This is a genomic window from Actibacterium sp. EMB200-NS6, from assembly GCF_001305615.1.
GTDB lineage: Bacteria > Pseudomonadota > Alphaproteobacteria > Rhodobacterales > Rhodobacteraceae > Actibacterium_A > Actibacterium_A naphthalenivorans.
The window spans coordinates 166,909-180,606 of sequence record NZ_CP010869.1 but is presented as its reverse complement, the minus strand read 5'-3'; the positions used below and the strand labels follow the sequence as shown (position 1 = coordinate 180,606).

Here is a 13,698-nt window from a genome sequence, read left to right as displayed (position 1 = left end):
TGTTTCCGGTTGTCCTTTCTTAGGCGCAGGAGAGCTAACCGTTTATTAAGGCTGATGGGGAAAGGATGCGGTGACAGCGGGCAGAAGCCCGCGCAAACCGGAGTATCGCCGTGCAACAGCTTGTCGCTGTCTGGTCCAGACTGGATGTTCGCCGCCGCGTTATCGCGGCCCTCGCGACGCTGGCCATGTTCACGAGCGTTCTGGCGATGTCGCGGATGGCCACGGCGCCCCAGATGTCGCTTCTCTATTCCGGCCTTGAAAGTGGCGCCGCCGGCGAGGTTCTGCGCGCGCTGGAACAGCAGGGCGCCGCCTATGACATTCGCGGCGGGGCGATTTACGTGGACAGCCGGCAGCGCGACGCGCTGCGCATGACCCTGGCCGCCGACGGGCTGCCCGCCAACGGCACCGCCGGGTACGAGGTGCTTGATTCGCTTTCCGGGTTCGGCACAACCTCGCAGATGTTTGACGCCGCCTATTGGCGCGCCAAGGAAGGTGAACTTGCGCGGACGATTATGGCCAGCCCTTTCGTGCGCGCCGCCCGAGTGCATATCGCGAATGCGAGTGGTCAGCCCTTCCGGCGCGACCTGAAGGTGACCGCATCAGTCACTGTTACACCTGCAAATGGCACATTTGCCCCGGATCAGGCACGGGCGCTCCGATATCTCGTTGCCTCTTCCGTCGCGGGGCTTTCACCGGATGACGTGTCGGTGATCGACGGCACCAACGGAACCATGCTTATGTCGGATGGCGCGCTGCCGGTATCGCGGATCGCGGGCGATCATGCCGCAACGCTCCGCCAGAATGTCGAGCGTCTGCTGGCCGCGCGCATGGGCCCCGGCCGCACGGTTGTCGAGGTCAGCGTCGAGACAGAGACGGACAGCGAATCGATCATCGAACGACGCTTCGACCCGGAGGGGCGCGTGGCCATCTCCACCGATACCGAAGAGCGCAGCACCTCGGCAAATGACCGCGCCGGGGCCGGCGTCACCGTTGCCAGCAACCTGCCCGACGGCGAGGCCGCGCCGGACAGGAACTCCAACAGTTCGAACAGCGAGACCCGCGAGCGGGTGAATTACGAGGTGTCGGAAACCCAGCGCGAGCTACACCGGACGCCCGGCGCGATCAAACGGCTGAGCGTTGCCGTGATTCTGGACGGTATCCGCACCACGGGCCCCGACGGCATCGAGGAATGGGCGCCGCTGCCGGCCGAAGAGCTTGAAGCGCTCGAACAGCTCGTCGCATCCGCGGTTGGCTTCGATGCCGCGCGGGGCGATGTCATCACCCTGAAATCGATGCCTCTGGAGCAGCCCGAAGCGCTGGGTACCACCGCCGCACCTGGGCTTTTCGGCAATATCAGGCTCGATGTGATGTCACTCCTTCAACTTGCGGTACTTGCAGTTGTCGGGCTTGTTCTGGGGCTTTTCGTGGTGCGCCCGGTGCTTTCGGGGCGTGGCGCCGCACCCGTTGCCGGCCTTCCCGCGCCAGAGCGCCCGGCGTCGCGGCCCTATGCGCAGGGTCGCGCCGGGGATACCGCCGAAGATCAGAGCCTGACAGGGGAAATCGTTGCCGAGAGCCTTCCCGAACTGACGGCGAATTCCGTATCGCCCGGGCTTTCGGAATTGCCCCGGGAAGCCGGGGCACAGGCGGCGCCTGCCTCTGCCGACCCTGTCGATCAGCTCCGCAGGCTGATTGAAGACCGGCGTGAAGATACGGTCGAAGTGCTGCGTCACTGGATCGAGCACGAGGAGGAGTCGACCTGATGTCAAACCGACTCTCGCTGGAGGAGTTTTCCGTCACCACTCCTGCCCAAAGTGTCGCTGAAAGCGCCTGGATGCCGGAAGACGAACGGCTGGCCGTCTATGAAGAAGGCTACAAGGCCGGATGGGATGATGCCGCCGCCGCAGAACAGCAGATACAGACCCGTGTGAGCGCGGATTTCGCCAACACGCTGAAGGGGCTTTCGGTTTCCTTCAACGAGGCGCGCGAGCATGTGCTGAAGTCGGTGGCACCTGTTCTGCGGTTGATGGCCGAAAAGGTTCTGCCCGATCTGGCGCGACACGGGCTGGCGGAGATGGTGGCCGAGCGCGCCCGATACGCGATTGAACAGGCCGCGGGTGGCCCGATCGAGCTGGTGATCAATCCCGGCAACCGCCCCGCCCTAGAGCATATCCTGAGTGATGACGCCGGCCTGCCCATCGTCATTACCGAACAGGCGAGCCTCGGCCCGGGCCAGGCCTATCTGCGCTCGGCGCGGGGCGAGGAGATGGTCGATCTCGATCGCCTGATCCATGAAATCCGGGAGGCCGTCGAGGCGTTCCTTCACGCCCATGAAGAAGAGGCAAAACCAGATGACTGATGTGCCAGATCGCAGCGCGGGCGCGCCCGAAAACCCGCTCACCAACGTGCCGGTCGAGGTGACGATCTCGGTTGGCAAGGCGCGCCTGTCGGTTCGCGAACTGCTGGCGCTCGGCCACGGCGCGGTTTTGCCGCTGGACAAACGGGTGGATGACACCGTTGAGCTTTTCGTCGGCGACAGGCTGATCGCGCGCGGCGAGTTGCAGGAGTTGAGCGGCGAGTCCTCCGGGCAGCTTGCCGTGCGCCTGACCGAAGTCGCCGATCCGCAGAGCCGCGCATGACCCGGATCCGCTGGCTGCTGACCCTGTCGGCAATCGCCCTGCCCGGGCTCGCCGGCGCGCAGGAGCTGAGCCTTTCATTCGGTGATGATGGCACGCTCACGGCCCGCAGCGTTCAGCTCATCGCCCTGCTGACAGTCCTCAGCCTCGTGCCCGGTCTGGCCGTCATGCTGACGTGTTTCCCCTTCATCGTCACGGTTCTGGCGATTCTGCGCCAGGCCATCGGCTTGCAACAGTCGCCACCAAACATGATGATTGTCAGCCTGGCGTTGTTTCTGACCTATTTCGTGATGGAACCGACATTCCTGGATGCCTGGCAGAATGGTATTGCGCCGATGATCGCGCAGGAAATCACCGCCGAGCAAAGCTTTGCCCGCAGTCTCGACCCGTTTCGCTCCTTCATGGCGGCACGTATTGATGCCGAAACCTTCGCATCCCTGCAAAGTCTCCGCCCCGAAGCCAGCGGGCTCTCGCCGCCGGAGGCTCCTCTCTCTCTGGTCGTTCCTTCCTTTCTTTTGAGCGAAATCTCACGCGCCTTCGAAATCGGGTTCCTGATCTACCTGCCGTTCTTGATCATCGATCTGGTGGTCGCCGCAGTGCTGATGTCCATGGGGATGATGATGGTGCCCCCGGCCGTGGTTGCCATGCCGTTCAAACTCGCGTTCTTCGTGGTGGCCGACGGCTGGACCCTGATTTCGGAGGCGCTGGTACGGGGCTATTTCTAGCCACCCCGTGGGTTTTCGAACCGCGCGGCGCCGGAGTTCCGCCGCTCCGGTTGACTTGTCGCGGCCGATCGCTCATCGCTTTGCCACGTTTTTCTGTTTTCCGGGGACGGGTTGATGAAGATTGCGATGATCGGAACGGGCTATGTCGGGCTCGTGTCAGGGGTGTGTTTTTCCGATTTCGGGCATGAAGTGATCTGTGTGGACAAGGATCCGCGCAAGATCGAGATGCTGGAGCGCGGCGAGGTTCCGATCTACGAGCCCGGCCTTGACGAGTTGATGGAAAAAAACGTCGCGGCCGGGCGGCTGTCCTTCACCGGGGATCTGGCGAAAGCCGTGGATGGCGCGGATGCGGTGTTCATCGCCGTGGGCACACCAACACGGCGGGGCGACGGGCATGCCGACCTTACCTACGTCATGGCCGCGGCAGAGGAAATCGCCGGCGCGCTGACGGGCTATGCCGTGATCGTCACGAAATCGACCGTGCCGGTCGGAACCAACGAACGGGTCAAGCAAGCCGTCGAAAACGCCAATCCGGGCGCCAATTTCGATGTTGCCTCGAACCCTGAGTTCCTGCGCGAGGGTGCGGCGATCGACGATTTCATGCGCCCCGATCGTGTCGTCGTCGGGGTGCAATCCGAGCGCGCGAAGGCCGTCATGGGCGGCATCTATCGCCCCCTGTTCCTGCGCGATTTTCCGGTCGTCTATACGGATCTGGAATCGGCCGAGATGATAAAATACGCGGCCAATGCTTTTCTTGCCACGAAGATCACCTTCATCAACGAAATCGCGCAGCTTTGCGAACGCACCGGCGCGGATATCAAGGCCGTGTCCAAAGGCATGGGCCTTGACGGGCGGATCGGGAACAAGTTCCTGCATGCCGGGCCCGGCTACGGCGGATCATGTTTCCCGAAAGACACCTCGGCACTGGCCAGGATCGGGCAGGATCACGCGGTGCCCATGCAAATCACCGAAACGGTGATCAAGGTCAACGACGAGATAAAGCGCCGGATGATCGGCAAACTGCAGGATCTGTCAGACGGCAGCTTCAACGGCAAGACCGTGGCCATTCTGGGCGTGACGTTCAAGCCGAATACAGACGACATGCGCGATGCGCCTTCTCTGACGATCGTGCCCGCGCTGATTGGCGGTGGTGCCAAGGTCAAGGTGGCCGATCCGCAGGGCCGGCGCGAAGGCGAAGCCCTGCTTCCCGGCGTTCAATGGGTCAGCGACGCTTATAAGGCAGCCCAGAACGCGGACCTTGTGGTGCTGCTGACCGAGTGGAACGAGTTCCGCGCGCTGGATCTGAAGCGGGTGGCAAAGAAAATGGCGACGCCGCGTATGGCGGACCTGCGAAACATCTATTCCGCGGCAGACGCAAGAGAGGCCGGTTTCGAGGCCTATTGCTGTGTCGGCCGCAGCGGCTACATGCCCGAATAGCCCGTATCCGCGCCCCGATGCGTCGGGGCGCTGCATTTCGGCCCTACCGCACCAGAAATTCGGCGTGCAGCGCCCCTGCCGCCTTGATGCTTTTCAGAATATCGATCATGTCGCGCGGGGAAACGCCCAGCGCGTTCAGCCCCGCCACCACCTCGGAGAGAGAGGTGCCGCCCTCGACCTCGGCAAGGCCCGTGCCTGGCTCCTCTTCCAGCCGCGCTGAGGTTCTCGGGACGATCACGGTGCCCCCCGCAGAAAACGGATTGGGCTGCACGACCAGCGGCTCTTCCCGGATGCGCAGGGTGAGGTTGCCCTGCGAGACGGCCACGCGCGAGATGCGGACGTCCTCGCCCATCACGATGGTCCCCGACCGCTGATCCACCACCACCCGCGCGCGGCGCTGCGGCTCCACCGTCACGTTTTCCAGCCGCCCGATCACATGCGCCGGTGATCGCATGCCCGCACGTCTGATGTTGAGTTCCACAGTTCCCGCATCCAGCATCAACGCCACCTGCCTGCCGAAAGATCGGTTGACGGCACGTTCGATCCGCTCGGCCGTGGTGAAATCGGGGGTGCGCAGGGCGAGCCGGATCATCGCAAGCGACGAAAAGTCGAACTCGATCTCCCGCTCCACCCGCGCGCCAGCCGGAATAACGCCGGACGTCGGAACGCCCTCGACCACCGAAGCGCCATCACCGCTGGCCGATGCGCCCCCGGCAATGACCGTGCCCTGACCCACCGCGTATATTTCGCCATCGGCGGCCTTGAGCGGGGTCATGATCAGCGTACCGCCCAAAAGGCTTTTCGCGTCACCAATGGCCGAAACAGTCATGTCGATCCGCCCGCCGACCCTTGCAAAGGGCGGCAGGGCCGCGGTTACGAAAACCGCCGCGACATTCTTGGGGCGAAACTGCTCTCCCGTCACGTTGACGCCCAGCCGTTCCAGGAGATTTGACAGAATTTCCTCGGTGAAGGGCGCATTGCGGATGCCGTCGCCGGTGCCGTTCAGCCCCACGACCAGGCCATAACCAACGAGATCATTGCCACGCACCCCGTCGAATTCCACCAGATCCTTTATCCGCACGGGCGCACCAAGGGCCGCGCTGGCCACGCCGAATGACAGCCACAGAAGAAGGGCCCGGATCATGTCAGAAAATCCGCGAGGCTGAGACGCGACAGGCGCGCGGTGACAGTGTATAGCGTTTCCAGCTGCCCCTGTACCGCCTCCATCTCGGTCGCCGTATCATAAGGGTCCGCGCCGATCAGTTCGGTTCGCGCGATCTCCATCGCCGAGGTTTGCGAAGCGTTTTCGGCCGAAATTGTCTCTATTCTGTTTTGCGTATTGCCCAGCTCGGCCCTTAGCGTGGCAAGTGGGCGTTCGGCGGTCAGCAGATGTTCGGCCGCCTGCTGCGCAAGCTCCGCGCGCGCAGTGGCATCACCGCCCAGCAACTCCGGATCCTCAAGCAATGCCGCTGTCGCCACACCGCGAATGACGCCACGCAACGCCGGATCGGCGGCGGTGATATCAAGAGACAGGAGATGACCATCCGCCAGGCGCACCGGCCCCGCGGGCGTGGCACTTCCCTGATAAGCCTGCGTTTCAAAGCCGCCGGTCTGGGTGCCGAACCAGGCGGCGGCGGCAGCCATTACATCATCTGCGGTCACCGCCCCGGAAACGGCGGTGCGGAGGCCGGACATGATGTCGTCAGCGCTGACCAACGCGGGCGTATCGGTCGCGGCGCCGGAAAAGAGAGAGCGGCCCGCCGCCTGCGTGTTCAGAACGGAAACCGCGTGTTCAAGCTTGCCCATCGCATCGACCCCCGCCGTTGTCACCAGCGTGGGATCAACGGAAGAGCCGGCCAGAAACAGCCCGGGGTAAAGGCCCGAGGACATGTCGTCGAGTGTTCCCAGGCTTGCCTGCATCGCATCGGTGGTGACTTTCGCTTCGGTAAGTGCGGTCTTGTAGGCGCCCAGAACGGTAAGGCTTCGCTCGATTGCCGCAAGCGGAGTGAAATCGCCCGACAGGCGCTTGCCCGGATCGCGGGCAAGACCCGTGACAAGCTCTTGCGAGAGCGTGCCCATCCGCGTTTTCAGATTGGAGTTCTGGCGCCGCAGAACCAGGCTTTGGGCCATGTCGCCGATGGAAAGGGATGTCATGTTCAAATACTCAACAGGGTTTGCATCATGTCGTCGATGGTGCGGACAACGCGGGCATTGGCGGAATAGGCCTGTTCGATCAGAAGCAATTTCTGCATCTCCTGATCGGTATCGACCCCGAATTCCAGTTCCGCGGTTTTCAGCACCTCGCCCTTGGCGCGGGCAAAGCTCTGATCCGCTTCGGCGCTTTGCCGCGCGCCGCCGACGAAAGAGAGATATTCCGCGCTCAGATCCGAGGTGCTGGCCGTGCTGCCGGTGAAACGGCCCGAGGCCACGCTCCGGGTTTCGGAAAGAACGTCGGCAAAAGCGCTCAGAAGGCCCGCGTTTCCGGGCGGACCCGCCGTGGCGGCCCCAAGGCCGTCACGAAGCCGCCAGAGGCTGCCACCGTCGGCCGGATCGACCGCCCGGTTAAGCTGGAGTCGTGACGCAATACCGATCTCGTTGGCCGGGTCGAAGGCAGCGCCCTGATCGGTGAACAGCCCGGTGGCACCGGCGGGCACGGTCGGATCCAAGCCCGGCGTCTGAAACCGCGCAATCAGATCGCGGGCCAGCGCGTCAAGCTCTGTCTGGGCGTCCACCGCCAGAGCATCGCGCTGATCGAACAACGCCGAAAGGCTGCCACCTGCAGCGGGCGCGTAGGGGCCGGAGGTGGACACCGGCTGTCCGTTCAGTTCCAGCCCGGACAACGCGCCCGAGGCGAGGGTCATTTCCGGCACGATCGTGCCCACGGGGGCAAAGCCGAAACTGGCGGGCTGACCATCCAGCAAAGTCGCGCCGGTGGCGGAATAAAGCGCGATTTCACCGGAGTCACGGCTGACGGCGCGCAGGGGGATGACCTCGGAAATATCATCCACAAGGCGCTGGCGCTGATCCATCAGACCGGCCGCATCATGCCCGGCGCCCATTTGCCGCCTGATCTTGTGGTTCAGGTCCGCGACTTTTTCCAGACGGTCGTTAAGCTGACCAACCTGTTGCGCGATATCGCGGTCGGCATCCATCCGCAGGCTCTGAATGTCACCGGATATGTCGTTGAACCGCGAAGCAACCTCCCGCGCGGCCGAAGCGACCTGTGAAAGCCGGGCGTCACTGTCGGGCCGGCTGGCCGCGCCGATCAGCGCGGTTTCCAGTGCCGCGATCCGGCCCGACAGCGACCCGGCGTCGGACGGCAGGCCAACAGAGGTTTCAAGCCGTGCGAAAAACGCCGCCTTCCGATCCGCATGGGCGGTGTCCGCATCCGCAAGGCGACGGTCGGCGATGAGCTGCGGATCGACATCGCGTAACACACCGTCGATCCGGACACCGGCGCCCTGCCCGCCCAGGGTGGCCGGGGAGGTTTGCAATATGCGCCGTCCGTAGCCTTCGGTCGTGGCATTCGCCACGTTGGAAGAGACGACCTGCGCCGCCCGCGCGGCGGCGGTGAGGCCCGACAGGGCATTGGCGAGAGAACCTGAAATTGACATCGTTGTCCGGGCCTTTCGGCGAAATGGGATTTATCGTTTGATATTCGTGGTTTCCTGCAACATTTCATCCACGGTCTGGATGATCTTGGCGTTGGAGGAATAGGCCCGCTGTGTCTGGATCAACTGGGTCAGTTCGGCCGCCACATCGGTCGCCGATTCCTCTCGTGCATAGCCCACGACCTCTCCGGTCGGGCCATCGCCCGCGTCCCACAGGAAGAACGGGCCGCTGTCGGGAGAGATCTGATAGGACTGGTTGTTGAGAGAGATGAGCCCGTTCGGGTTGGGCACATCGACCAGCGGCACCTGATAGATCGTCCGGGTGAAACCCACGTCATAGATCGCGTGAAGAAACCCGTTGGCGTCCAGCTCTACCGAGGTCAGATTGCCCACAGGCGAGCCGTTTTTGGTGATCGACGTAGGCGCGAAGCTGTTTGAAAGCTGGGTCAGCCCCGCCGGATCTCCTAGCCCGCCGATCGTGACCTCGATCGGCCCGCCCGCGACATCAATGGATAACGTGCCCGCCGCCCCGTCATAGGCGCCGCCCGAAACGGTGGTGACGGAGGACAGCGTTCCCCCATCGGCGCGGCTGTTGTCGAAATTCAGCGTATATTCCCCGACGGTTGCACCGCCGGACGCGGAATCAGTCAACACCATGGTCCATTGATCGGATTCTCCGCTGGCCGGGATAGTTGGCGTGAAGCTGGCGGAGATGGTTTCGGACGTTCCGAGATTGCCGAAATACTCGACAGACAATGTCAGCGGGTCGCCCGATGCCCCGGCTGCAGTTTCGGTCGCCGGCAGGTTCACCCCGAGTTCGATCTGCGTTGTCGGATCTCCCTCGAACTGGTTCACGTTGATCCGGATCGGCTCCAGCCCGTTGATCGTGTCGCGGGGATAGGCGGGCACGGTACCGTCATTTCCGGCGGGCCAGCCCATCAGCACCATCCCGGTATCGGTGCGCAGCACGCCCTCGTCATCGGGGTGGAACGAGCCGGTTGTCATCAGATACATCGGGTAGTCTTCGCCATTGTCCAGGGCCACAGCCTCGGTCACCGGAAGCATTCCGCGGCCGCCCACCGCGATATCGGTGGCGTTGCCCGTGGTCACCAGCGGCCCGCGCTCGTCGATCTGGCGATGTGTCGTCGTGCGCACGCCGCCTGCGGAAAACCCGCCCGCGCCGTCGATGACCATTGAATGGAACTCTGCCCCCGACCGTTTGTAGCCGTAGGTGGCGGAGTTCGCGATATTGTCGGAGATCGTCGCCAGCCGGGTCGCGTTGGCGTTCAGCCCCGCAACGCCGGCGTTCAAAGAGGAGGATATTGTCATGGGTGTGTGCGCCTTTCTGATGCTTCAGCCCCTTTGTCTGAGCGAAGCGTTACAGGCGCGGCCTTAACAGGGCGCTAACCGGACATCCGAATTTTCGCCCCCTCAAACATCCGATCGCAGAAGGATCAGCTCTATCCGGTTGTTGCGCGGCGCCATTGGCCGGGGCGTGGCGGGGCTGCGGTCGGCGTGACCGGTGACACGCCTTATGCGCGCGGGCGGCAGACCGGTTTCCGCCAGAAGATCACGCACCGCACCGGCCCGGCGGGTGGACAGATCCCATGACGGGTCCGTCACCACGGCGCGGGCATAGGCGCGTGTGTGCCCGCCGATGGCGACACCGTTGTCGACCAGTGCGAAGACAGGCGCAATCACTCCGATCATCGTGGTCAGTACCTGGGTCGGCTCGGACGTATCGGGCTGAAACAGGCCCTGACCTTCCAGATCGAACAGTTCCACGATCAGCCCTTCATCGGTGACGCGGGTCACGATGTGGCGCAGGATATCATCACTGATCATGCTTTCCCCCGCGCGCGCCATCAAAAGCTGCCCGATATCATCCAGCGCCTCGCGCATCGCCTGTTCCTGCGCGTCGCTGCCTGTTTGGGAAAGCCCGCTTTGCCCGCGTGCCTGACGCTGCTCCGAGGCATGGCGGCCCGAGGCGCCGGTGCCATTCTGGGCCATGACCGTTTCGGAAAAAACGCTCTCGCCGCCAAAAGATCCCTCTCCCCCGCCCGAGATCCGGTTCACGGCAATGGTCGGATGAAAGTAATCCGCGATGCCTTTTCGTTGTTTTTCCGTCGTTGCGTTCAGCAGCCACATCAACATGAAGAAGGCCATCATCGCAGTTACGAAATCGGCATAGGCCACTTTCCACGCCCCACCGTGGTGCCCATCACCCGCGACAACCTTCTTGCGTTTGATGATGACTGGCGCATTGCTGCCAGTGCTCATCTCACCACCTTTGTATTCACCCGGGACAAGCGATAGCAGCGGAGCGTGAACGGGCGCTTAACCTCTAAAATGCGAGACAATGCGCTGAATCGGGGTCCGCTCTGGCTTTCGTTGCGGGTTCAGATAACACATTCATACTCCCGCAAAAGTTGACCATGCGGCATATTCCGCACTTCATTCTTTGCGGAGGCTTGGCTAACGTGGTCTATAATTCGAACAGACAAGCCGCCAAGGCCTTCCAAACTTAAGAGCAGCAGACCCCGGCAATATCTTTCGAGCTCGCGCCACGCCACGTTGCAGCAACCGGAAGTCGCAATGCAGGACATGAAACACGATGCAAATGCAATCGCTGCGTGCGAGAATCATTCTCCTTACCTGCCTGACTGTGGTGTCTTCGGCAGCCGTGATCGGTGCATTCAGCTATATCCGGACTGTAAGAAACACGCTTGATATCGCTGTCGAAGGCCTGAACGGTGAAACGCGGCTGATGGCCCTGCGGTTCAAGAACGTGCATGACCAGATGAAAAGCGATCTGCTCATGGTTTCGGTCTCGCCGTCGTTTCAGGCCGTGGTGCAGCGACGGCTTTCCAACACCGGCAATATCGATCACCGCCCTCAGACTGACCGGCGCGAGGCATTGGCCTCGCTCTTCACCGCGCTTCTCGAGACACGCCCCTATTACACCCAGGCGCGGCTGATCGGACTGAAAGACAACGGGCGCGAACTGGTGCGTGTGGAACGTCAGGGGGACGTAATCATACGCACGCCCAAGGAAAATCTTCAGGAAAAACACGCGGAGCCCTATTTTCAGGAGGCGACAGCGCATCTCGATCACGAACTGAACACCAGCCCGCATCACGGGCACAAGGTTTCGTTTTCCGATGTCACCTATAATCGGGAAAACGGAAAGATCTCCTTGCCCCGGATCGTCACCATCCGCGCGGTGCTGCCGGTGTTCGACGAATACCACAACCCGTTCGGCCTGATCGTGATGAATGCCGATTATGAAAAGCTTCTGTCTCACGCATTCACTGGCGTCATCCGAAATGACAGTGTTTTCGTTGTCAACAATGCGGGGGACTATCTGAAATATGAAACCGACGGAACGATTGCCGGCCTCGAGTTCCATGACGCCTATACCATACCGCCTCCGGCGGTCGTCGATACAATCCTGAATTCCGAGGCCGGCGAAGACTCCTTTATCGACGATCAGAACATTTCCTACTTCGTGCGCGTCAACGTGAACGAGGACGAGCCGGACGAAACCCTTTCGGTCATGCTTCAGATTCCGCGGGATATGCTTCTGAGCGGCGCCCTCGCGATCCGCCGTGACGGTATGATGCTCACCATCGCCCTATTGCTCGTGACCCTCGGCGCGACCTCGGTTCTGTCGCGCAGGCTCATGGCTCCGCTGGAACAGCTTACCGACAAGGTCACGAAGTCAAAGGAAGACAACGCCCGCCTCGAGTTGCCGGTGGGGACAGCTGACGAGGTCGGAAAGCTGGCAAGGGCCTTTCAGGCATTGACCGACAGCCATGTCGAGAACGAATCCAAATTGCGTTCGGTCATCTCCAACATCGGTGAGGGGATCGTCATGATTGACGAGACCGGCATTATCGACAGCTTCAATCCGGCATGCGGGCGAATTTTCGGATATGCGCCGGAAGAGGTTATCGGGAAAAACATCAGCATGTTGATGCCCGCACCCCATCGCGAAAAGCATGATGCCTATCTGAAAAGATACGACAGCTCCGGCGAAAAAAAGATCGCCTGGGAAGGCCGCAGAGAAACCGGACTTCGCCGCGACGGAAGTGAATTCCCCGCAGAGCTGACCGTTACCGAACTGGTGCTGGACGGGCGCCGGCGCTTTATCGGCATATTGCGCGACATCACGGAGCAAGAGGCCGTCGACAGGGCAAAGACAGAATTCATCTCCATCGTCAGCCATGAGCTTCGCACACCGCTCACGTCGATCAAGGGCGCGCTTGGCCTGTTGCGGGGCGGTGCGCTGAAAGACAAACCGGGCAAGACGCAAGAGGTTCTGGATATCGCCTACAAGAACAGCGAACGCCTGCGCCGGCTGATCGACGACATTCTGGATATGGAGCGGATCGGTTCGGGGAAAATGGACATCGCACCCGAACCCATGGATCTTGCCCTGCTCGTCAGGGCGTCGATTCAGGCCAACAAGGGTTATGCCGCGGAACACGGTGTTTCTTTCATTCGCTCGGGCGCGCACGAACCCGTTCTGGTGAACGGGGATGGCGACCGGCTTATGCAGGTCATGGCCAACCTTCTGTCTAATGCGGCCAAGTTTTCCGAAAAGGGAGGCGAGATCAGGATCTCCCTGAGCCAGGATACGCAAAAGGGAACCGTCCGCGTATCGGTCAAAGACAATGGCTGCGGGATCCCCGAAGCGGCGCAGGCGACAATCTTCGACCGCTTCACACAGGCGGATTCGTCGAGCCAGCGCAAGAAGGGCGGATCGGGCCTCGGGCTGGGAATTGCCAAGAAGATCGTGGAACTGCATGGCGGCACCATCGGCTTTGTCACGCAGGAGAAACGCGGGACAACCTTCTTTTTTGAGCTAGAGATGCTGGCGGACGCGAAAACCAGGCCGCTGGATGTCTACTCCTGCGACTGACGCCGCAAGCTCGCCGGACGTCGCTCGGCTGCTCCCCTCGCCCGACGGTGCGGGGCGCTGCCTGAAAGGTGCAAGAGCTACGGCTCCGCGCTTTCCGGCCCTGTTTCCACAGCATTCACGGCATGTAGCGCGCGCAGGCGCAACGCCTTTCGCCATGCCGTTACACTGTGCGCCCCGAAGAATCGCCTCTGGCCGCTCACGATTCACCAACTGCCTATTCTGAATCCAAGTCGGCGGCTTACCGACTCGGTGAGCAATCTTCTGCGCACGCAAAACGCCCGCCGGGCATGATCCGGCCCAAATCGTTCCGGTTTTTCGATTGTTGTTAAGGTTTGCCTCATGATTGCCACCTTAGCGCCGTGGTCGCC

The 13,698-nt window shown here is 62.1% G+C and carries 11 protein-coding genes; 6 read left to right on the top strand and 5 right to left on the bottom strand.

Going from position 1 to position 13,698, the window contains the following annotated elements; translation table 11 throughout:
- Window positions 1-110: 110 nt before the first annotated feature.
- The 5 genes from fliF (at window position 111) to TQ29_RS00810 (ending at window position 4,795) form a co-directional block, all read left to right on the top strand.
- The gene (gene fliF, locus TQ29_RS00830; RefSeq protein ID WP_054537643.1) at window positions 111-1,760 is read left to right on the top strand and encodes a flagellar basal-body MS-ring/collar protein FliF; all 1,650 of its coding nucleotides are present in this window, start codon (window positions 111-113) and stop codon (window positions 1,758-1,760) included.
- Entirely contained in the window at window positions 1,760-2,356 is a 597-nt protein-coding gene (locus TQ29_RS00825) for a hypothetical protein (RefSeq protein WP_054537642.1), read from the top strand. The genes fliF and TQ29_RS00825 overlap by 1 nt, the downstream gene beginning before the upstream one ends.
- Entirely contained in the window at window positions 2,349-2,636 is a 288-nt protein-coding gene (locus tag TQ29_RS00820; protein WP_054537641.1) for a FliM/FliN family flagellar motor C-terminal domain-containing protein, read from the top strand. The genes TQ29_RS00825 and TQ29_RS00820 overlap by 8 nt, the downstream gene beginning before the upstream one ends.
- Complete coding sequence (gene fliP, locus TQ29_RS00815; protein WP_054537640.1) at window positions 2,633-3,358, top strand: flagellar type III secretion system pore protein FliP; 726 nt, start codon at window positions 2,633-2,635, stop codon at window positions 3,356-3,358. The genes TQ29_RS00820 and fliP overlap by 4 nt, the downstream gene beginning before the upstream one ends.
- A 114-nt stretch (window positions 3,359-3,472) precedes the next feature.
- Complete coding sequence (locus TQ29_RS00810; protein ID WP_054537639.1) at window positions 3,473-4,795, top strand: UDP-glucose/GDP-mannose dehydrogenase family protein; 1,323 nt, start codon at window positions 3,473-3,475, stop codon at window positions 4,793-4,795.
- Window positions 4,796-4,838: 43 nt separating this feature from the next.
- Here the strand turns inward: TQ29_RS00810 and TQ29_RS00805 are convergent, their stop codons facing one another.
- The 5 genes from TQ29_RS00805 to TQ29_RS00785 all read right to left on the bottom strand — a co-directional run bounded on the left by TQ29_RS00805 (window position 4,839) and on the right by TQ29_RS00785 (window position 10,686).
- Window positions 4,839-5,939, bottom strand: a complete 1,101-nt coding sequence (locus tag TQ29_RS00805; protein ID WP_054537638.1) for a flagellar basal body P-ring protein FlgI — start codon at window positions 5,937-5,939, stop codon at window positions 4,839-4,841.
- On the bottom strand, window positions 5,936-6,949 hold the full coding sequence (locus tag TQ29_RS00800; protein WP_054537637.1) for a flagellin: 1,014 nt from the start codon (window positions 6,947-6,949) through the stop codon (window positions 5,936-5,938). The genes TQ29_RS00805 and TQ29_RS00800 overlap by 4 nt, the downstream gene beginning before the upstream one ends.
- Window positions 6,950-6,951: 2 nt before the next feature.
- Entirely contained in the window at window positions 6,952-8,409 is a 1,458-nt protein-coding gene (gene flgK, locus TQ29_RS00795; protein ID WP_054537636.1) for a flagellar hook-associated protein FlgK, read from the bottom strand.
- A gap of 30 nt (window positions 8,410-8,439) precedes the next feature.
- A complete protein-coding gene (locus TQ29_RS00790) occupies window positions 8,440-9,735 on the bottom strand; it encodes a flagellar hook protein FlgE (protein WP_157445489.1) in 1,296 nt (431 codons plus the stop codon).
- 102 nt (window positions 9,736-9,837) lie between these two features.
- Complete coding sequence (locus tag TQ29_RS00785; RefSeq protein ID WP_054537634.1) at window positions 9,838-10,686, bottom strand: flagellar motor protein MotB; 849 nt, start codon at window positions 10,684-10,686, stop codon at window positions 9,838-9,840.
- A gap of 334 nt (window positions 10,687-11,020) precedes the next feature.
- Between TQ29_RS00785 and TQ29_RS00780 the strand changes: the two genes are divergently transcribed.
- Entirely contained in the window at window positions 11,021-13,330 is a 2,310-nt protein-coding gene (locus TQ29_RS00780) for a HAMP domain-containing histidine kinase (RefSeq protein ID WP_054537633.1), read from the top strand.
- The last annotated feature ends 368 nt before the right edge of the window (window positions 13,331-13,698 follow it).

Excerpts from the sequence above, each read along its gene's own strand:
- TQ29_RS00810 (WP_054537639.1), top strand. The coding sequence starts at position 3,473 with ATGAAGATTGCGATGATCGGAACGGGCTATGTCGGGCTCGTGTCAGGG.
- TQ29_RS00785 (WP_054537634.1), bottom strand. The coding sequence starts at position 10,686 with ATGAGCACTGGCAGCAATGCGCCAGTCATCATCAAACGCAAGAAGGTT.
- TQ29_RS00825 (WP_054537642.1), top strand. The coding sequence starts at position 1,760 with ATGTCAAACCGACTCTCGCTGGAGGAGTTTTCCGTCACCACTCCTGCC.
- flgK (WP_054537636.1), bottom strand. The coding sequence starts at position 8,409 with ATGTCAATTTCAGGTTCTCTCGCCAATGCCCTGTCGGGCCTCACCGCC.
- TQ29_RS00805 (WP_054537638.1), bottom strand. The coding sequence starts at position 5,939 with ATGATCCGGGCCCTTCTTCTGTGGCTGTCATTCGGCGTGGCCAGCGCG.
- TQ29_RS00790 (WP_157445489.1), bottom strand. The coding sequence starts at position 9,735 with ATGACAATATCCTCCTCTTTGAACGCCGGCGTTGCGGGGCTGAACGCC.
- TQ29_RS00800 (WP_054537637.1), bottom strand. The coding sequence starts at position 6,949 with ATGACATCCCTTTCCATCGGCGACATGGCCCAAAGCCTGGTTCTGCGG.
- TQ29_RS00780 (WP_054537633.1), top strand. The coding sequence starts at position 11,021 with ATGCAAATGCAATCGCTGCGTGCGAGAATCATTCTCCTTACCTGCCTG.
- TQ29_RS00820 (WP_054537641.1), top strand. The coding sequence starts at position 2,349 with ATGACTGATGTGCCAGATCGCAGCGCGGGCGCGCCCGAAAACCCGCTC.
- fliP (WP_054537640.1), top strand. The coding sequence starts at position 2,633 with ATGACCCGGATCCGCTGGCTGCTGACCCTGTCGGCAATCGCCCTGCCC.